Here is an 18,215-nt window from a genome sequence, read left to right on the forward strand (position 1 = left end):
TGATGCCCAATTCACTCTTGCGCGCAGGTCACGAATCAACGGGCATAACGCGCCAATTTGGCCTGGATGAAGTCCAGGAAACACTGGATGCGCAGCGCCAGTTGCGAGTTGCGGTAGAACACCGCGTGGATCGGCTGGCGATAACCGGTATTGAACGCTTCCAGCACCGGCACCAGGCGTCCGGCGCTTATGTCTTCCAGGGTCATGAAATTCGACAGGCAGCAAATCCCCTGCCCTGCCAACGCCAGGTGACGCAGGGTTTCGCCACTCGACGCAGCAATCCCCGGCTGGATCAGCCAGCGGTCGCCCTCCACATGGCGCAATGGCCAGTGGTTCAGGGTTTCGGTCTGGGTGAACCCCAGCAATGTGTGGTCGGCCAGCTCGGCCACCGTTGCCGGGGCGCCGTGCTGCTTGAGGTATTCAGGGCTGGCGAGGATATGCAGCGGCGACCAGCCGAGGGCGCGCGCATGCAGGGTCGAATCGGCCAGCACGCCGATGCGAATGGCGATGTCGGTGCTCTGTTCCAGCAGGTCGATGATCAAGTCATCGCTGTTCAGCTCCAGCTGGATATCCGGGTACAAACGGCGAAACTCGTCGATGTATGGCACGATCCCATGCAGCATGAACGGTACGGCAGCATTGATGCGCAGGCGCCCGGCCGGATTTTTCTGACGCGACGACAAGCGTTCTTCCAGCTCCTCCATCTGCGCCAGGATCACCTTGGCCTGCTCGAAGAAGTATTTACCCTCCTCGGTCAGGTCCATGCGCCGCGTGGTGCGGTTGATCAACGTGGTGTCGAGCTTGGCTTCAAGGCGCGACAGGGTGCGGCTGACCGCAGAGGGCGTCTGCCCGACCTGCTCCGCTGCGGCGGAAATCGAACCGCATTCAATCACGCTGACAAAGATCTGGAGCTCATCGGATCGGGCTTTCACAGGCTGTCCTCTTTATCGATTCCTGCCAGCTTACACCGAGAGGTTGAACACCTGCGCCAGGTGCTGCTCGTAGCGCGCCACGTCGGCCTCGATGGCCGGGCGTTTCATCACGTCCACGCACAGGAAGGTCGGCAGGCCGGTCATGCCGAGGAACTCGTTGGCCTTGTGGAACGCAAAGTACACCGCGTCGACGCCCTTGGCCTCAAAGAAATCGCTCGGGTCGTCGAAGGCTTGCTGCGGCGCGTTCCAGGTCAGCGAGAGCATGTACTGCTTGCCCTGGATCAGGCCGCCGCTGCCGTATTTCTGGGACGAATCGGAACGGGTGCGGCCGTCGCTGGCGTACAGGCTGCCGTGGCCTTCGGTGAAGACCTCGTCGATGTACTTTTTGACGATCCACGGTGCGCCCATCCACCAGCCGGGCATCTGGTAGATGATCACGTCGGCCCAGAGGAATTTGGCCACTTCTTCGGCGACATCGTAGCCTTCGTCGATGTGGGTGACCTTGACGTCGATACCGCCACGGTCCAGCACAGCCACGGCGGCGTCGTGCAGGGTGCCGTTGTAGCGACCATCGGAGTGGGCGAACTTTTTACCGCCGTTGAGCAGGAGGACTTTTTTCATCGTAGGGATCCAAGGGGTTAGAAATGTCTGGCGGCAGACTAGCGACTCGCAACCCTGGGAATAAGCGGTGATGCAGCAAAATACATTTGACCCCTACGCACGAATAACTGCGTACTCGTGAATTATCCGCTAATCAGCAGGTGACCCCCCAACAGCGCCATGCCGATGAAAAATACGCGTTTGAATACCACCGCGCTGATGCGCTGGCGCAGCGTCTGGCCCAGCCACATCCCCAGCAGCGCCGGGACCAACGCCAACATCGAGGCGTTGATTTCGCCACCGCCGAGGTTGCCGCGCCAGGCCAAACCGGCGGCCAGCGCCAGCGTCGAAACCGTGAACGACAGGCCCAGCGCCTGCACCAACTCATCGCGGTTCAAGCCCAATGCCTGCAGGTACGGCACAGCCGGAATCACAAACACACCGGTGGCCGAGGTGATCACCCCCGTGATCAGCCCACACAGCGGGCCGAGCCAGCGTTCGGTCTCGGGCTTGACCTTGAACGTGGGCAAAAACAGCCCGCTCAATGCGTACACCAGCAAGGCCCCGCCGAGCGCACGCACCACCCAATGGCCGCCGTCCATGCCCAGCCACACGCCGCCGAGCCCGGTGCCGAGAAAAATCAGCAACAGCAGCGGCCACAGGCGCTTGAACAACGCGCGCAGGTGCCCGCCGAAGGCCAGTTGCCAGAGGTTGGTGACTGTCGAGGGAATGATCAGCAACGCCGCAGCCTGCGCCGGCAGCATAGCCAGGCCGAGCATGCCCATGGCGACGGTGGGCAGGCCGAGGCCGATCACCCCCTTGACGGTGCCGGCCAGCAGAAAGGTGCCGATCACCAGCAGCGTCAGGGCTGGGCCGAGGTTTTGGTAGAAGGTCAGGAAGGTATTCATGGGGCGATTGTGAGGGGTTTCGATGCGGCGGGAAATTCGCCATATACTGAGGCAGCCTCTTGTTTTGCGTGAGGCTGAGGACGCCATCGCTGGCGAGCCAATCACCCGAGAACAGCCGCCATGCACTTTGATTTGATCGACCTGCGCCTCTACCTGCACATTCTCGACACCGGCAACATCACCGCCGGCGCCACGCGCAGTCATCTGTCCCTGGCAGCGGCCAGCGCGCGCATCCGGGCGATGGAGGCCTCGCTGGGCATCGCCTTTCTCGAGCGCGGCCGTCGTGGCGTCACCCCAACGCCGGCCGGCAAAGCCCTGGCCCGCCACGCGCGCCTGCTGTTGCAACAAGCCGACCACCTGCAACAGGACCTCGCGGAATACGCCAATGGCGTCAAAGGCCAGGTGCGCCTGTTGTGCAACACCACCGCGCTCAGCGAATACCTGCCGGAACTGCTGGCGGATTTCCTGCGCGAACACGCCAACCTGGATATCGACCTGCAGGAGCTGCCGAGCCTGCGCATCACCCAGGCCTTGCGCCAAGGCACGGCCGACCTGGGAATCATCTCTGATGCGGTCGACACCCATGGTTTGCAGACGCTGGCGTTTCGCGACGACCCGCTGGTGCTGATCATGCCCCTCGATCATCCGTTAACCACGGCGAGTTTCATCGACAGCCTGCAATACGACTACGTAGGCCTGGCCGCCAACAGCGCACTCGCGGTGTACCTGGAGGAGCAGGCGCTGCACGCGGGCTTTCGCCTGCAGACGCGCATTCGCGCCGATGGCTTTGATGGGCTGATTCGCATGGTCGCCGGCGGCGCCGGGCTGGGCATCGTACCCCAGGCCGCGCTGGAACGCTGGCCGCTGGAGCACCGCTTCAGGGCCCTGCCGCTCAAAGAGGACTGGGCCTGTCGCCGATTGCTGTTATGCGCACGCTCGTTCGAACAACTGCCGGGTTACGCCAGGGCCTTGTTCGATGCCTTGGCCCTGCCCTTGCGGAAAAACCCGTAATACACCGCCGACAGGATCAGCAGGAACGGCACGCCAAACACCAGGGTCATCTTGAACGCGTCGGTGAAGTACGTGGTAATCATCACCGCACCCATCAGCACCAGGCCGAGCAAGGTGCTGTAGGGAAACAGGCGCAGTTCGAACGACAGCTTCGCGCCGCCATGGCGCTGGCGATAGCGCCGGAAGAACAGGTGCGTGAGGAAGATCATGAACCAGGTGAAGATCGCGCCAAACATCGAGATCGCCATCATCAGGGTGAACGAGCTTTCCGGGTACACCACGTTAAGCAAGGTCGCCAGCGCGATGCCCGAGCTGGACAGCAACAGCGCATTCAACGGGATGCCGCTCTTGCTCAGGGCGCCCATGGACTTGGGCGCAAAACCTGCGCGAGACAGGCTGAACATCATCCGCGTGGTGATGTAGAGCTGGCTGTTCATTGCCGACAGCGCCGCGATCAGGATCACGAAATTCATCACCCCGGTCGCCCCGGGAATGCCGATGGTCTGCATCACCGTGACGAACGGGCTCTGGGTCTGGCCCGCCTGGTTCCACGGCACGATGGCGAGCATCAGCGCCAGGGTCAGCAGGTAGAACACCACCAGCCGCACGATGGTCGCGCGAAAGGCCTTTTTCACCGCTTGTTCCGGGTCAGCCGCTTCACCGGCGGCGACAGCGATCATCTCCACGCTGAGGTAGCTGAAGATCGACACGATCACCGCGATCCACATGCCGCTCAGGCCATGCGGGAAAAAGCCGTCGTGGGCCGTGTAGTTCTGTACGCCGTATTCCGGGTTGCCGGAGCCGAACACGACGTAGACGGCGAGGAGGATGAAGGCGACGATGGCGCTGATCTTGATGGTCGAGAACCAGTATTCGAAGGTGCCGAAGGTCTTTACGCTGATCGCATTGAGCAGGATCAGCACGCTGGAAAACGACACGATCCATACCCACTCCGGTACGTTGGCGAACCAGTACTTCATGTACATCGCCACCGCTGTGACCTCGGCGCCCACCGCCAGCACAATCGCCGCCCAGTAGGCATAACGCACCAGGAATCCGGCCAGCGGGCTGATGTAGAACTCGGCGTAGGCGCCAAACGAGCCGGAGGTGGAATGGGCCACCGTCATTTCGGCCAGGCAGCCCATCAGCAGCAAGGTGATCAGCGCGCCGATGGCGTAGCTGATCAGCACACTCGGCCCGGCATAGCCGATGGCATAGGCGCTGCCCATGAACAGCCCGGTACCGATCGCGCCACCGATGGCGATCATGCTCATCTGGCCGGAAGTGAGCTGGCGCCTGAGGCCCAGTTCGCGGTGGGTAATCTCTGCAAAGCCGTTGTCTGGCGTGGTCACGTGGGGTGCCCCTTTATTATTGTGATGGTTACTGCCGGTGTTGGACCCTGTGGGAGCTGGCTGGCCTGCGATGACGTCGGTGAATTCACCATCGCCATCGCAGGCAAGCCCGCTCCCACATGTGAAAGATGCTGCCCTTAAGTAACGCTGTTGCGCACTTTGAATTGCGCCTGGTCCCACGTGGCGTTGTCGAGGATTTCACCGAGAATCTCCACGGCGTCCCACACCTCGGTAAAGCTGGTGTACAGCGGGGTAAAGCCAAAGCGCATGATGCGCGGCTCGCGGTAGTCGCCGATCACGCCACGGGCGATCAACGCCTGGATCACCGCGTAGCCTTCAGGGTGTTCGAAGCTCACATGGCTGCCTCGCCGAGCGTGTTCACGCGGGGTGATCAGCACCAGGTCGTGGGCGGCGCAACGGGCTTCCACCAGGTCGATAAACAGGTCGGTCAGGGCCAGCGACTTGGCGCGCAAGCTGGCCATGTCGGTCTGGGCAAAAATTTCCAGGCCGCATTCGACCATGGCCAACGAAGTGATCGGCTGCGTGCCGCACAGGTAGCGTGCAATGCCGCTGCTGGGCGCGTAGGTCGACTCCATGGCGAACTGCCGAGTGTGCCCGAACCAGCCCGACAATGGCTGGCGCACCACATCCACCAACTCCGGATTCACCCACACAAACGCCTGGGAGCCTGGCCCGCCGTTCAGGTATTTGTAGGTGCAGCCAATCGCGTAATCAGCCCCCGCCGCGTGCAGGTCGATGGGCACCGCGCCCGCCGAGTGGGCCAGGTCCCAGATACTCAACGCGCCGCACTCATGGCTCAAGGCGGTGAGTGCCTGCATGTCGTACATGTAGCCGGTCTTGTAGTTGACGTGGGTGAGCATCACCACTGCCACGTCCTGGTCGATGGCTTCGGGCAGCTCGTCGGGGCTGTTGACCAGCCGCAGGGAATAGCCTTGTTGCAACAGTTCGGCAAGGCCTTCGGCGATATACAGGTCGGTGGGAAAGTTGCTCGCTTCGCTGACAATCACCTTGCGCGCCGGCGTGCGCTGGCGCTGCACGCTCAGCGCCGCGCTGAGCACTTTGAACAGGTTGATCGAGGTGGTATCGGTGATCACCACTTCGCCGTCGCGCGCACCGATCAGTGGTGCCAGGCGATTGCCCAGGCGCTGCGACAGATCCGCCCAGCCCGCGCTGTTCCAACTGCGAATCAAGCCGTTGCCCCACTCTTCGGCGATCACCGCCTGCGCCCGCGCCAACGCGGCCACCGGGCGTGCACCGAGGGAGTTGCCGTCGAGGTAGATCACGCCCGCCGGCAAGGCGAACTGTTGACGCAGCGGCGCCAGGGGGTCCTGGCCGTCTAGGGCTTGGCAATGGCTTCGAAGGGTCATGGGCTGTCCTGGTTTTTATAAGGAATATGGACCAAATAATGAACGAAGCTTTAGAGAATTTTCGTGCAAAGTGGTGGGTAACAGGCTAATTAAGCTGTAGGAAATTCGAATTTAACCTCCAAATACGCGGATTTATTCTAACCATGATTCTTGACGCCACCGACCTTCGCCTCCTGCATTTCCTGCAACAGGATGGGCGTATCAGCAACCAGGAACTGGCGGAAAAGGTCGCCCTGTCGCCCTCCGCCTGCCTGCGCCGGTTGCGCCTGCTGGAGAGCGAGGGAATCATCAGCGGCTACCGCGCGGTCCTGAATGCCGAGCAGCTGGGGATTGAGCTGGAGGCCATCGTCCACCTGTCATTGCGCCAGGATGTGGAGGATTGGCACGAGACGTTCATCAAGAAGGTGCAAGGCTGGCCGGAGGTCGCCAGTGCCTATGTGATCACCGGCGCCAGCAACTATGTGCTGCGGGTGCAGGCACGCAACCTCAAGCATTTTTCGGACTTCATCGTGAACCACCTGAACCGCACGGCGGGGGTGATGGATATTCGCTCGGAGATCGTGTTGCAGAAGATCAAGGACCGGGATGAGGTGCTGGATCTGGTAGTGCGCAAATAGCACGAACACCCCACATCAACTGTGGGAGCTGGCTTGCCTGCGATGGCGGTGTGTCATTCACCACCGCTATCGCAGGCAAGCCAGCTCCCACATTGTTTACCGCGTTCAGTCCTCGAGGGCGCGCACGCGCTGCATGCGTTTCTGCTCTACCGGTGCATCAGCCACCTGCAGTTCGAAGTCAAAATCAATCTGCGCAAACCGCCCTTCCACGCCAAATTCCCGGGCCAGTTGCGGATCGTCGCTGAAGCGAATTTCGGCGATCAATTCATCCCGCGTGGCGTAGGCAAAATCATCATGCAGGTACGGATCATCCGACAGGTTGATCTGCGTGGTCAGGTGCCGATGGCCCGGGGCCGAGATAAAGAAGTGGATGTGCGCCGGCCGCTGCCCGTGACGCCCCAGTTGATCAAGCAACTGCTGGGTCGGCCCGGTCGGCGGGCAGCCGTAGCCGGACGGCACGATGCTGCGAAACCGGTAGTTGCCCTGGGCGTCGGTCTCGATGCGCCGACGCAGGTTGAACGCCGATTGCGTCGGGTCAAACCACGAATAGGTGCCGCCGGTGTTGGCCTGCCACACATCCACGATCGCCCCGGCCAACGGTTTGCCATCGGTGTCACGCACTTGCCCGCGCATGAACAGCGGCACCGCGGCGTCCGTGCCATCGTCCAGCCGCGCCTCGTACTTGGACAGCGGCGCACCCGCCACATACAGCGGGCCCTCGATGGTGCGCGGAGTGCCGCCGGATTTACCGGCTTGCTCGTCAGCGGCGTCCATCAGCAAGTCCAGGTAATGCTCCAGGCCGAGCCCGGCGGCGAGCAGCCCCGCCTCCTGGTTCTTGCCCAGCTCATTCAGGTAGTTGACCGCCTTCCAGAACTCTTCCGGGGTCACTTCGAGGTCTTCGATGATGTTTACCGTATCACGCAGGATCCGGTAGATCAGCGCCTTGGTGCGCGGGCTGCCGCCGTCGTTGAGGTTGCCGCTGGCTTCCTCGAGGAACTGTTGGGCGTGGGCAGTCTGGGACAGTCGGATGGACATGGTGCAATCCTCATCTTGTAATTATTGGGTGCAGAACAGGCTCAGCGGTCGTCCTCATGGATCGACGAAGGGTGCCGGCACAGGGCATTCACTTCGATGGCCATGTAGGGGTAGAGCGGTAGTTGCATCAGCAGGTCGTGCAGCTCTTGCACGCTGTCGACATCGAACACGCTGTAGTTGGCGTAGTGCCCGGCGATGCGCCACAGGTGGCGCCATTTGCCCTGTTGTTGCAGGCGCTGCGCCAGGGCTTTTTCGTCGGCCTTGAGGCTGGCGGCCCGCTCGGGATTCATGTCGACGGGCAGGTTCACGGTCATTTTTACGTGGAACAGCATGGCAGGCGCCTCTTAGTGTTTATCACGACGGAAGAACGCCAGGCGCTCTTCATCGATGGCCAGGCCCAGGCCCGGAGCGGTGGAGACATGCAACTGGAAATCGCGGTACACCGGCGGCTCGACCAGGATGTCTTCGGTGAGCAACAAGGGGCCGAACAGTTCGGTGTCCCACGCCAGCGTGTTCAAGGTCAGGAAGGCATGCGCCGAGGCCAGGGTGCCGATGCCGCCTTCGAGCATGGTGCCGCCGTAGAGGCCGATCCCCGCGGCCTCGGCAATCGCCGCCGTGCGCAACACCGCGCGGGGGCCGCCGTTCTTGGCGATCTTCAGCGCGAACACCGACGCCGCGCCTTCGCGAGCCAGGTTGAAGGCATCCTCCACGCACTCGATGGATTCATCCGCCATGATCGGCGTCGGGCTGGACAGGTTGAGCCGGGCCATGCCGCTACGGTTGTTGCGCGAGATCGGCTGTTCGATCAGGTCGATACCGTGGTCGCCGAGCACCTTGCACGCGCGCAGGGCCACGGCTTCGTCCCAGGCCTGGTTGACGTCGACGCGCACACTGGCGCGCTCGCCCAACGCTTTCTTGATCGCGATGACGTGGGCCAGGTCGCGCCCGACTTCACCGGCACCGATCTTCAACTTGAAGATGCGGTGGCGACGCAGGTCGAGCATCTTTTCGGCCTCGGCAATGTCCTGTTCGGTGTTGCCGCTGGCCAGGGTCCAAGCCACCGGCAAGGCATCGCGCACGCGGCCCCCGAGCAGCTCGCTGACCGGCAGGTCCAGGCGCTTGCCCAGGGCGTCGAGCAAGGCGCTTTCGATACCTGACTTGGCAAAGGTGTTGCCGCGAATACTGCGCTCCAGGCGCAGCATCGCCGCGTTGATATTGCTCGCGTCCTGGCCGATCAGCAGCGGTGCGAAATGGCGGTCGATGTTGACCTTGATGCTGTCGGGGCTCTCGTTGCCGTAGCTCAGGCCGCCAATGGTGGTGGCTTCACCGATGCCCTCGATGCCGTCGGCGCAGCGCACGCGGATAATCACCAGGGTCTGGTTTTGCATGGTGTGCATCGCCAGCTTGTGCGGGCGGATGGTAGGAAGGTCGACGATGACGGTGTCGATCGACTCGATGGCGCAAATCGGCATGGCAATACCCGTTGGGTTCTTTATTGGTTTTGGCCGATTCTGTACCCTATTTTTCGAGGCTTCCAATATAGAATGGGTCTCGCACAATACCCTCAAGGTATGAAAGGAGCCGTCATGGAACTGCGTCACCTGCGCTATTTCCAGGTGTTGGGGGAAACCCTCAACTTCACCCGCGCCGCCGAACGCCTGCACATCGCCCAGCCGCCGTTGAGCCGGCAGATCCAGCAACTGGAGGATGAGTTGGGCGTGGTCCTGCTCGAACGCGGCCGGCCCCTGCGGCTGACCGAAGCCGGGCGGTTTTTCTATGAGCACGCCAATGTGTTGCTCGAACAATTGGGCAAGGTCTGCGACAACACCCGGCGCATTGGCCAGGGTGAGAAGACCTGGCTGGGCATCGGCTTTGCCCCGTCGACGCTGTATGGCGTGCTGCCCGAACTGATCCGGCGCCTGCGCAACCATGACGCGCTGGAGCTGGAGTTGGGCTTGTCGGAGATGACCACCCTGCAGCAGGTCGAAGCGCTCAAGGCCGGGCGCATTGATGTGGGTTTCGGGCGTATCCGCATCGACGACCCGGCCATCGTCCAGCGCGTGCTGGTGGAGGACCGCCTGGTGGCCGTGCTGCCCGCCGGCCATCCTCTGCTCGAGGCGCCCGCCACCCTTGCCCAACTGGCCGCCGAGCCGATCGTGCTGTACCCCGGCAACCCGCGCCCCAGCTATGCCGACCACGTGATTGCGTTGTTCGATGCGCACGGCTTGAGCCTCAAGGTGGCGCAGTGGACCAACGAATTGCAGACCGCCATCGGCCTGGTCGGCGCGGGCATGGGCGTGACGCTGGTACCGGCCTCGGTGCAGGTGCTGCACCGCGCGGACATCGGCTACACGCCGATTGTGGAAGCCACCGCGACGTCGCCGATCATCCTCAGCCGGCGGGTGAATGATCAGTCGCCGGGGCTGAGTCATTGTTTGCACTTGGTGGAAGAGTTGATCTGAAAGAACACCACACATCCAATGTGGGAGCGGGCTTGCTCGCGAATGCGCAGTGTCAGTCACCGAATGAGTTGGCTGATGCACCGCATTCGCGAGCAAGCCCGCTCCCACAGTTGATCTCCGTTGTTTTTGAGTAAGGTATTCATCCACGCATGCGCCGGGCGTCGTTGCGTTGCAACGTCTGGCTGGGGGATTCATCGAACAGCTTGCGGTACTCGGCCGAGAATCGGCCCAGGTGGGTAAACCCCCAGCCCAGGGCGATTTCGGAGATGGTGTGGGTTGAGCCGTGTTCGAGGATTTGCTGGCGCACGGCGCCCAGGCGGTATTTCTTCAGGTAGGCCATGGGCGACAGGGCGAAGTATTTGCGAAAGGCGTCGAACAGCTTGAAACGCGACACCCCGGCCGCCGCTTCCAGATCCTCCAGGTGCACCGCTTCGCGGGCGTTGTCGTGGATGTACTGACGGGCGCGGATCAAATAGTGCGGCAGCTTCACGCCCAGCATGTCCCGCAGCTCTTCGGAGTAGTTGTTCGGCTGGGCCAGGATCAAGCCCTTGATCAGCGAACTTTCCAGGTCCCGGGTAAACGCCGCCTGGTCATACAGCTCACTGCTGCGCTCCAGCTCGGCGATGAAATATCGCGCCATGCGCCACCACGACGCAGAAGCGCCGTCGACTGCATCCATCACCGCTTCGAAGCGCAGCGGCGCCTCAATCGGCCGTTGCAGCAAGCCTTCCAGCGACTCGCTCATGGCCGCGCGGGTGATCACCACCTGCAGCTTGCGGCAGTCGCCCGAGATTTCCAGCACCTGATGTTCGTTGGGCGAGATGATCACGCCCTGGTCACGGTTGGACATGAGCCGTTTGCCGTTCTTGCTCAGCTCCTGCTCGCCCACCAGCGGCAGGGTCAGGCTGTAGCTGCTGAAGTGCTCGGCGTCCTCGATGTCGATGGTGACGTCGGTGCCGTATTCGATAATCCCCAGCGTCGTGGCGCGGGACTTGAACACATTGGCACTGTGGTGAAAGCGGATGCGCTCCGGCGTCGCGGTTTGCAGCCGGTGCGGCCCGCAGATGCCGGACATCCAGCTGCAGGCGCCTTCAAGGTCGAAACGCTCGATACGTATATCGCGTGTATTGCTACTCATCACGGGGCACCCACGGCAATTGTGGCCGGCGCGCTCTGACGGCGCGTCCTGGTTGATCGACAGCAAGTTTTACGCCACGCCAGCCGTATTGCCACTGGGTGGATAGCAACCGTCGACTAAGTGGATAAGCCGCCGGCTTTTTCGACCCTCACCCTGCAAGACAGTAGCGCATCACGTCACCGCCCTGCACCGCCGTGGGTATTTGCTGCCCAACTTTGCGGCCTGCCTTTGCCCATTAACCGGATAGCCCCTCGCCGCGTCGCAGCCTCTTAATGGCCCACCTGTTTAGCCATTATCAAAAGGTGCCTCCCATGAGTGGTGCAAGAAGCGTCGAGCAATGGAAAAGCTTTATCGAAAGCTGCCTGGATTTTCGCCCGGCCGATGCCGTGTTCCGTATCGCCCGCGACATGTTCACCGAGCCGGAGCTGTTCGACCTGGAGATGGAGTTGATCTTCGAGAAGAACTGGATCTACGCCTGCCATGAAAGCGAGCTGGCGAATAACCACGACTTTGTGACGATGCGCGCCGGGCGCCAGCCGATGATCATCACCCGCGACGGCGAAGGCCAACTGAATGCGCTGATCAACGCCTGCCAGCATCGCGGTACCACCCTGACCCGGGTTGGCAAGGGCAACCAGTCCACCTTCACCTGCCCGTTCCACGCCTGGTGCTACAAGAGTGACGGCCGGCTGGTGAAGGTCAAGGCGCCGGGGGAATACCCGGAAGGTTTCGACAAGGCCACGCGCGGGTTGAAAAAGGCACGCATCGACAGCTACAAGGGCTTCGTATTCATCAGCCTGGACGTGCACGGCACGGACAGCCTGGAAGCGTTCCTGGGCGATGCCAAAGTGTTCTTCGACATGATGGTCGCGCAGTCCGCCACCGGTGAGTTGGAAGTGCTGCCGGGCAAGTCCGCCTACACCTATGACGGCAACTGGAAGCTGCAAAACGAAAACGGCCTGGACGGCTACCACGTCAGCACCGTGCACTATAACTACGTGGCCACGGTGCAGCATCGCCAGCAGGTCAATACCGAGAACGGCAGCGGGTCCGCCAGCACCCTGGACTACAGCAAGCTTGGCGCCGGCGACGCGAATACCGATGACGGCTGGTTCGCTTTCAACAACGGGCACAGCGTGCTGTTCAGCGACATGCCCAACCCCAGCGTGCGCTCCGGCTACGCCACGATCATGCCGCGCCTGGTCGAAGAGCACGGCCAGCAAAAAGCCGAGTGGATGATGCACCGCCTGCGCAACCTGAACATCTACCCGAGCCTGTTCTTCCTCGACCAGATCAGCTCACAGCTGCGCATCATCCGCCCGGTGGCGTGGAACAAGACCGAGATCATCAGCCAGTGCCTGGGGGTGAAGGGCGAGTCCGACGCCGACCGCGAGAACCGTATCCGCCAGTTCGAGGATTTCTTCAACGTGTCCGGCATGGGCACACCGGACGACCTCGTGGAGTTCCGCGAAGCCCAGCGTGGCTTCCAGGGCCGCCTGGAGCGCTGGAGCGACATCTCGCGTGGCAGCCACCGCTGGGAGACCGGCCCGACGCCGAACAGCGAGGCTATCGGCATCCAGCCGGCCATGACCGGCACCGAATTCACCCACGAAGGCTTGTACGTCAACCAGCACCGCAACTGGCAGCAGTTCCTGCTCGACGGCCTTGATCGACACGCGTTGAAACTGCGGGAGGTGCAATGATGAGCGCGCCATTGCAGTACCAGATCGAGCAGTTTTTCTACCGTAAATCCGAGCTCTGCGATGCCCAGGACTGGGACGCCTATGTAGAGCTGTTCGACCCGCAGAGTGAATTCCATCTGCCGCAATGGGACTCCGAACACGTCTACACCCGCGATCCCAAGCGCGAGATGTCGCTGATCTACTACGCCAACCGTTCGGGCCTGGAGGACCGCGTCTTCCGCCTGCGCACCGGCAAGGCGGCATCCGCCACGCCGATGCCGCGCACCTTGCACCTGATCAATAACGTGCGCATCAACGAGCAGGCGGACGGCACGCTGGAAGTGCGCCTGAACTGGCACACGCTGTTCTATCGCCTGGCCACCTCGGAGCAGTTCTACGGGCACGCCACCTACCGCCTCAAACCCCATGGCGACAGTTGGCTGATCACCCGCAAGCACGCGTTGCTGCTCAACGACACCATCAACTCGGTGCTGGATTTCTATCACCTCTAAACGCGCTTGTTGTGGCGAGCAGGATTGTTGTGCTGAGCAGGATTGTTGTAGCGAGCGGGCTTGCCCCGCGTTGGGCCGCGCAGCGGCCCCAATACAGTCACCGCATCTCTTCAGTCAAACAACGGTGCCTGGACCAGGGCCCGCTCGCAGGACAAGCCCGCTCGCCGCGACAGGCGCACTCGACACGCTCATGACTCTGCGGAGACCAACACATGAATCACAAAGTGGCCTTCAGCTTCGCCGATGGCAAGACCCTGTTTTTCCCGGTGGGCGCCCACGAGATCCTGTTGGATGCGGCGCTGCGTAACGGCATCAAGATCCCCCTGGATTGCCGCGAAGGCGTATGCGGCACGTGCCAGGGCCGTTGCGAGTCCGGCGAGTACACCCAGGATTATGTGGACGAGGAAGCCCTCTCCAGCCTCGACCTGCAGCAACGCAAGATGCTCAGTTGCCAGACCCGGGTGCAATCCGACGCGACGTTCTACTTCGACTTTGATTCGAGCCTGTGCAATGCGCCCGGCCCAATACAGCTGCAAGGCACGGTGAGCAAGGTGCAGTTGGTGTCCGCCAGCACAGCGATCCTGCAGGTGCAGCTGGACGCGTCGCTGGATTTTCTGCCCGGCCAGTACGCGCGCCTGTCCGTTCCCGGCACCGACAGCTGGCGCTCGTATTCCTTCGCCAACCGGCCCGGCAATCAGCTGCAGTTCCTGGTCCGCCTGTTGCCCGACGGCGTGATGAGCAATTACCTGCGTGAGCGCTGCCAGGTAGGTGACCGCCTTTTGATGGAAGCGCCGCTGGGCGCTTTTTACCTGCGTCAGGTAACCAAGCCGCTGGTGCTGGTCGCTGGCGGCACCGGGTTGTCGGCCTTGCTGGGCATGCTCGATGAACTGGTTGCCAGCGGCTGTGACCAACCGGTACACCTGTATTACGGCGTACGCGGTGCCGAGGACCTGTGCGAGGCCGAACGCATCGACCAATACGCCTCCACCCTCGATTTTCGCTACACCGAGGTGCTGAGCAACCCATCGCCGGCGTGGCCCGGCAAGCGCGGTCACCTCACCGAACATTTCGACCTGGCCGAATTGCGGGACAGATCGGCAGATATGTACGTGTGCGGCCCCCCTCCAATGGTCGAATCCATCCAGCAATGGCTGGCAGATCAGGCACTTGGTGGCGTTCAGTTGTATTACGAAAAGTTCACGCAGAGTAATATCTGACCCTCAGCACTTCTGAGGGGCTGGTGCGGCGTGCAATCAACCCTGAGAAAAACAAGTAGAAGGGAATGTTAATGGCGGATGACATGGTTAACCCGGTAGGCCTCAAGCGCGGCTTGAAGAACCGGCATATTCAGCTGATCGCCTTGGGAGGGGCGATTGGCACGGGGCTGTTCCTCGGCTCGGCGGGCGTGCTCAAGTCGGCGGGACCGTCGATGATCCTCGGCTATGCGATTGCCGGTTTGATCGCGTTCCTGATCATGCGCCAACTCGGCGAAATGATCGTCGAAGAGCCGGTGGCCGGTTCCTTCAGCCACTTCGCGCACAAATACTGGGGCGGTTACGCAGGCTTCCTGGCGGGCTGGAACTACTGGGTGCTCTACGTCCTGGTGGGCATGGCCGAACTCACGGCCGTGGGCAAGTACATCCAGTTCTGGTGGCCGGAGATTCCGACCTGGGTCAGCGCGCTGGTGTTCTTTGTCGCGGTGAACCTGATCAACACCCTCAACGTGAAGTTCTTCGGTGAAGCCGAGTTCTGGTTCGCGATCATCAAGGTGGTGGCGATCGTCGGCATGATCGTGCTCGGCTGCTACCTGCTGTTCAGCGGCACCGGCGGCCCGCAGGCCTCGATCACTAACCTGTGGAGCCACGGCGGGTTCTTCCCGAATGGCGGCATGGGGCTGTTGATGTCCATGGCGTTCATCATGTTCTCGTTCGGTGGCCTGGAGTTGGTGGGCATCACCGCCGCCGAGGCCAGCGAGCCGCGCAAGGTGATCCCCAAGGCGATCAACCAGGTGGTGTACCGGATCCTGATTTTCTACGTCGGCGCACTGACTGTGCTGTTGTCGCTGTACCCCTGGGACCAATTGCTGCAAACCCTCGGCGCGTCGGGCGATGCCTACAGCGGCAGCCCGTTTGTGCAGATCTTCTCGCTGATCGGCAACGATACCGCGGCGCACATCCTCAACTTCGTGGTCCTGACCGCGGCGCTGTCTGTGTACAACAGCGGTGTGTACTGCAACAGCCGCATGCTGTTCGGCCTGGCCGAGCAGGGGGATGCACCCAAGGCGCTGATGAAGCTCAACAAACAAGGCGTGCCGTTGCGTGCCCTGGCCATTTCGGCGTTGGTGACGATGCTGTGCGTGGTGGTCAACTACGTGGCGCCCCAGAGTGCGCTGGAGTTGCTGTTTGCGCTGGTGGTTGCCTCGCTGATGATCAACTGGGCGCTGATCAGCATCACCCATATCAAGTTCCGCAAGGCCATGGGCGAGCAAGGCGTGGTGCCATCGTTCAAGACCTTCTGGTTCCCGTTCAGCAACTACCTGTGCCTGGCATTCATGCTGATGATCGTCAGCGTGATGCTGGCGATCCCGGGCATTCGTGAGTCGGTGTATGCGATGCCGGTGTGGGTGGGGATTATCTACATCGCGTATCGGATGCGGGTCCGCAGAAGTAACGCGCCAGTCAACGCACAGTGATACCTGTGGGAGCCGGGCTTGCCCGCGATGGCGGTGGGTCAGCCGATGGCTGTGGTGGCTGACACACCGCATCGCAGGCAAGCCAGCTCCCACTGTTGATTGCATTCCAAATGAAAAAGCCCCGGTTATCCGGGGCTTTTTTCATAGCGTGGAACGCACTCGCCAAAGCTCGGGGAACAGCACGGTGTCGAGCATCTTGCGCAGATACCCCACGCCCTCAGTACCACCGGTACCGGGCTGGAAGCCGATAATCCGTTCCACCGTCGTCACATGCCTGAAGCGCCACTGGCGGAACGAATCCTCCAGGTCGATGAACTTCTCGGCCAACTGATACAAATCCCAATACCGGCTCGGATCGCGGTACACCTCACGCCACGCGGCTTCCACCGATTCATCGTGAACCGTGGCCGCCGTCGGGTCGCGTTCAGCGCGTTTGGGGTCAATCGCCAGGCCCGCCTTGGCCATCAGGTTGACTGCTTCGTCATACAGCGACGGCGTGGCAATCGCCACTTTCAACTCGTTCAACAACTCCGGCCGATGCGCGTGAGGACGCAACAGCGCCGCGCTTTTATTGCCGAGGATAAATTCGATCTCGCGGTACTGGAACGACTGGAACCCCGACGACTGCCCCAGGAACGGACGGATCGCCTTGTACTCCGACGGCGTCATCGTCGCCAGCACGGCCCAGGCGTGCACCAGTTGATCGAAAATCCGCGACACCCGCGCCAGCATCTTGAACGCCGGCGGCAACTCGCCAAGGCGCACATGTTCGCGGGCGGCCTTGAGTTCGTGGAGCATCAGTTTCATCCACAGCTCAGACGTCTGGTGCTGGATGATGAACAGCATTTCGTTGTGGTCCGGCGACAGCGGGTGCTGGGCGCTGAGGACTTTGCCCAGGTCCAGGTAGTCGCCATAGCTCATGGACTCGGAAAAATTCAGCTCGGCGTTATGCCATTCTTCCGGCGGTTGGTAATCAGCAGAGAAGGGACATTGGCTCATCGCGTGGGCTCCTTGAGCGGGCGGAGAATGGCGCGGACCGGGCTCGCGTCGAGGTTGGCAAAGCGCAACGGCAGCGCGATCAATTCATAGTCGCCCTCCGGTACGTCATCGAGCACGATGCCTTCAAGAATCGCCATGCCATGACGGGCCACGGCGTTGTGCGAATCCATGGTCTTGGATTGCTGCGGATCGAGGGACGGCGTGTCGATCCCGACCAGGCGCACGCCGAGGCTCGCCAGCAACTCGATGGTTTGCGGGTCGATGGCGGTGAAATTCGAATCCCATTCGGTCAGCGGCGCGTGTGGATAAGTACGCAAGAGCACGCGCTCTGGCAGGTTATCCACACGCCCTTCCAACTGATGCGGCTGCACCAGCGCGCCGCTGCCCAGGCAATGCAGGACCCGGCACGGCCCCATGTAGACATCCAGCGACACCTCGCCAATCGGCGCGCCGTCCGCGCTGTAATGCAGCGGCGCATCGACATGCGCACCGGTGTGCGGCGACAAGGTAATGCGCCCGACATTCACCGGGCATTCCGGACCGAACTGCCAGACTCGCTCTTCCTGGAACGGCGTATCGCCCGGCCAGGTCGGGGTCGCCGTACTCAAGGGCGGGCTGATGTCCCACCACGTTTTTATTGGATTCATTTCAAGGCTCTCGGCGGTTACTGGGGTGAATGATACGAGGGCCAGCTGTGAATTTTCTTGCGAATTCCAGCGCCAGGCGGGATTTCTTTCGTACTTACTGCGAGGAATTGCCGTATTTGTGATTGGATATTGCAAATGTAGGCGCCAGCTTGCCGGCGATGGCGTTCCTACGAGGCCCGTCGCTGGCAAGCCGGCGCCTAGAGGGTTTTGTATTGCGCGGGACTTGCGCTTCTGGACATC

At 61.8% G+C, this 18,215-nt stretch carries 18 protein-coding genes; 7 read left to right on the forward strand and 11 right to left on the reverse strand.

The features are described from left to right. Nucleotides 1-35: 35 nt before the first annotated feature. The 3 genes from AC07SI_RS28565 to AC07SI_RS28575 form a co-directional block, all read right to left on the reverse strand. The gene (locus tag AC07SI_RS28565) at nt 36-932 is read right to left on the reverse strand and encodes a LysR family transcriptional regulator (RefSeq protein ID WP_065908448.1); all 897 of its coding nucleotides are present in this window, start codon (nt 930-932) and stop codon (nt 36-38) included. A 30-nt stretch (nt 933-962) separates the two neighbouring features. After that, nucleotides 963-1,553: an NADPH:quinone oxidoreductase MdaB gene (mdaB, locus tag AC07SI_RS28570; RefSeq protein ID WP_495006980.1), complete on the reverse strand. Its 591-nt coding sequence runs from the start codon at nt 1,551-1,553 to the stop codon at nt 963-965. A gap of 122 nt (nt 1,554-1,675) precedes the next feature. Then, on the reverse strand, nt 1,676-2,440 hold the full coding sequence (locus AC07SI_RS28575; RefSeq protein ID WP_495006981.1) for a sulfite exporter TauE/SafE family protein: 765 nt from the start codon (nt 2,438-2,440) through the stop codon (nt 1,676-1,678). 120 nt (nt 2,441-2,560) lie between these two features. On the opposite strand from AC07SI_RS28575, the gene AC07SI_RS28580 reads away from it, so the two are divergent. Then, on the forward strand, nt 2,561-3,451 hold the full coding sequence (locus AC07SI_RS28580) for a LysR substrate-binding domain-containing protein (RefSeq protein ID WP_495006982.1): 891 nt from the start codon (nt 2,561-2,563) through the stop codon (nt 3,449-3,451). Here AC07SI_RS28580 and AC07SI_RS28585 read toward each other — a convergent pair. Further along, a complete protein-coding gene (locus AC07SI_RS28585; RefSeq protein WP_201145869.1) occupies nt 3,397-4,803 on the reverse strand; it encodes an amino acid permease in 1,407 nt (468 codons plus the stop codon). The genes AC07SI_RS28580 and AC07SI_RS28585 overlap by 55 nt on opposite strands. Before the next feature lie 137 nt (nt 4,804-4,940). Continuing rightward, nucleotides 4,941-6,191 (reverse strand): kynureninase, encoded by a 1,251-nt coding sequence (gene kynU, locus AC07SI_RS28590; protein WP_495006983.1) that lies wholly within the window; start codon nt 6,189-6,191, stop codon nt 4,941-4,943. Nucleotides 6,192-6,334: 143 nt separating this feature from the next. On the opposite strand from kynU, the gene AC07SI_RS28595 reads away from it, so the two are divergent. Continuing rightward, nucleotides 6,335-6,808: an Lrp/AsnC family transcriptional regulator gene (locus AC07SI_RS28595; protein WP_003176072.1), complete on the forward strand. Its 474-nt coding sequence runs from the start codon at nt 6,335-6,337 to the stop codon at nt 6,806-6,808. Between the two features lie 105 nt (nt 6,809-6,913). Here the strand turns inward: AC07SI_RS28595 and catA are convergent, their stop codons facing one another. From catA to AC07SI_RS28610, 3 genes are read right to left on the reverse strand one after another with little or no spacing between them, the layout of a single operon-like run. Next, a complete protein-coding gene (gene catA, locus AC07SI_RS28600; RefSeq protein WP_065908436.1) occupies nt 6,914-7,843 on the reverse strand; it encodes a catechol 1,2-dioxygenase in 930 nt (309 codons plus the stop codon). A 41-nt stretch (nt 7,844-7,884) separates the two neighbouring features. Then, the gene (gene catC, locus AC07SI_RS28605) at nt 7,885-8,175 is read right to left on the reverse strand and encodes a muconolactone Delta-isomerase (RefSeq protein WP_201145871.1); all 291 of its coding nucleotides are present in this window, start codon (nt 8,173-8,175) and stop codon (nt 7,885-7,887) included. 12 nt (nt 8,176-8,187) lie between these two features. Next, entirely contained in the window at nt 8,188-9,315 is a 1,128-nt protein-coding gene (locus AC07SI_RS28610; RefSeq protein ID WP_065908429.1) for a muconate cycloisomerase family protein, read from the reverse strand. A 114-nt stretch (nt 9,316-9,429) separates the two neighbouring features. Between AC07SI_RS28610 and AC07SI_RS28615 the strand changes: the two genes are divergently transcribed. Beyond that, on the forward strand, nt 9,430-10,305 hold the full coding sequence (locus tag AC07SI_RS28615) for a LysR family transcriptional regulator (protein ID WP_106802633.1): 876 nt from the start codon (nt 9,430-9,432) through the stop codon (nt 10,303-10,305). 139 nt (nt 10,306-10,444) lie between these two features. Here the strand turns inward: AC07SI_RS28615 and AC07SI_RS28620 are convergent, their stop codons facing one another. Beyond that, the gene (locus tag AC07SI_RS28620; RefSeq protein WP_065908474.1) at nt 10,445-11,443 is read right to left on the reverse strand and encodes an AraC family transcriptional regulator; all 999 of its coding nucleotides are present in this window, start codon (nt 11,441-11,443) and stop codon (nt 10,445-10,447) included. 311 nt (nt 11,444-11,754) lie between these two features. Here AC07SI_RS28620 and antA point away from each other — a divergent pair, with 311 nt between their 5' ends. The 4 genes from antA (at nt 11,755) to AC07SI_RS28640 (ending at nt 16,329) form a co-directional block, all read left to right on the forward strand. Then, entirely contained in the window at nt 11,755-13,146 is a 1,392-nt protein-coding gene (antA, locus tag AC07SI_RS28625) for an anthranilate 1,2-dioxygenase large subunit (protein ID WP_495006984.1), read from the forward strand. Next, nucleotides 13,146-13,637: an anthranilate 1,2-dioxygenase small subunit gene (gene antB / locus AC07SI_RS28630; RefSeq protein WP_065908425.1), complete on the forward strand. Its 492-nt coding sequence runs from the start codon at nt 13,146-13,148 to the stop codon at nt 13,635-13,637. The genes antA and antB overlap by 1 nt, the downstream gene beginning before the upstream one ends. Nucleotides 13,638-13,849: 212 nt before the next feature. After that, nucleotides 13,850-14,854 (forward strand): anthranilate 1,2-dioxygenase electron transfer component AntC, encoded by a 1,005-nt coding sequence (gene antC, locus AC07SI_RS28635; protein ID WP_495006985.1) that lies wholly within the window; start codon nt 13,850-13,852, stop codon nt 14,852-14,854. 71 nt (nt 14,855-14,925) lie between these two features. Beyond that, on the forward strand, nt 14,926-16,329 hold the full coding sequence (locus tag AC07SI_RS28640; RefSeq protein WP_495006986.1) for an amino acid permease: 1,404 nt from the start codon (nt 14,926-14,928) through the stop codon (nt 16,327-16,329). Between the two features lie 141 nt (nt 16,330-16,470). On the opposite strand, the gene kynA is transcribed toward AC07SI_RS28640, so the two are convergent. Together kynA and kynB are read right to left on the reverse strand one after the other, a co-directional pair. Continuing rightward, nucleotides 16,471-17,328 carry a tryptophan 2,3-dioxygenase gene (gene kynA, locus AC07SI_RS28645; RefSeq protein WP_065908419.1) on the reverse strand — a complete coding sequence of 286 codons (858 nt, stop codon included), beginning with the start codon at nt 17,326-17,328 and terminating at the stop codon, nt 16,471-16,473. Beyond that, nucleotides 17,325-17,975, reverse strand: coding sequence for an arylformamidase (gene kynB, locus AC07SI_RS28650; RefSeq protein ID WP_495006987.1), 651 nt, complete (start codon nt 17,973-17,975; stop codon nt 17,325-17,327). The genes kynA and kynB overlap by 4 nt, the downstream gene beginning before the upstream one ends. Between the last annotated feature and the right edge of the window lie 240 nt (nt 17,976-18,215).

It is taken from the genome of Pseudomonas sp. GW821-FHT05D12 (assembly GCF_059419825.1).

Bases quoted from the DNA above. Each gene is read 5' to 3' on its own strand.
- AC07SI_RS28640 (WP_495006986.1), top strand. From the start codon at position 14,926: ATGGCGGATGACATGGTTAACCCGGTAGGCCTCAAGCGCGGCTTGAAG.
- AC07SI_RS28595 (WP_003176072.1), top strand. From the start codon at position 6,335: ATGATTCTTGACGCCACCGACCTTCGCCTCCTGCATTTCCTGCAACAG.
- AC07SI_RS28615 (WP_106802633.1), top strand. From the start codon at position 9,430: ATGGAACTGCGTCACCTGCGCTATTTCCAGGTGTTGGGGGAAACCCTC.
- AC07SI_RS28610 (WP_065908429.1), bottom strand. From the start codon at position 9,315: ATGCCGATTTGCGCCATCGAGTCGATCGACACCGTCATCGTCGACCTT.
- antA (WP_495006984.1), top strand. From the start codon at position 11,755: ATGAGTGGTGCAAGAAGCGTCGAGCAATGGAAAAGCTTTATCGAAAGC.
- kynB (WP_495006987.1), bottom strand. From the start codon at position 17,975: ATGAATCCAATAAAAACGTGGTGGGACATCAGCCCGCCCTTGAGTACG.
- AC07SI_RS28580 (WP_495006982.1), top strand. From the start codon at position 2,561: ATGCACTTTGATTTGATCGACCTGCGCCTCTACCTGCACATTCTCGAC.
- mdaB (WP_495006980.1), bottom strand. From the start codon at position 1,553: ATGAAAAAAGTCCTCCTGCTCAACGGCGGTAAAAAGTTCGCCCACTCC.
- kynA (WP_065908419.1), bottom strand. From the start codon at position 17,328: ATGAGCCAATGTCCCTTCTCTGCTGATTACCAACCGCCGGAAGAATGG.
- catA (WP_065908436.1), bottom strand. From the start codon at position 7,843: ATGTCCATCCGACTGTCCCAGACTGCCCACGCCCAACAGTTCCTCGAG.
- AC07SI_RS28575 (WP_495006981.1), bottom strand. From the start codon at position 2,440: ATGAATACCTTCCTGACCTTCTACCAAAACCTCGGCCCAGCCCTGACG.
- AC07SI_RS28620 (WP_065908474.1), bottom strand. From the start codon at position 11,443: ATGAGTAGCAATACACGCGATATACGTATCGAGCGTTTCGACCTTGAA.
- antC (WP_495006985.1), top strand. From the start codon at position 13,850: ATGAATCACAAAGTGGCCTTCAGCTTCGCCGATGGCAAGACCCTGTTT.
- antB (WP_065908425.1), top strand. From the start codon at position 13,146: ATGAGCGCGCCATTGCAGTACCAGATCGAGCAGTTTTTCTACCGTAAA.
- catC (WP_201145871.1), bottom strand. From the start codon at position 8,175: ATGCTGTTCCACGTAAAAATGACCGTGAACCTGCCCGTCGACATGAAT.
- kynU (WP_495006983.1), bottom strand. From the start codon at position 6,191: ATGACCCTTCGAAGCCATTGCCAAGCCCTAGACGGCCAGGACCCCCTG.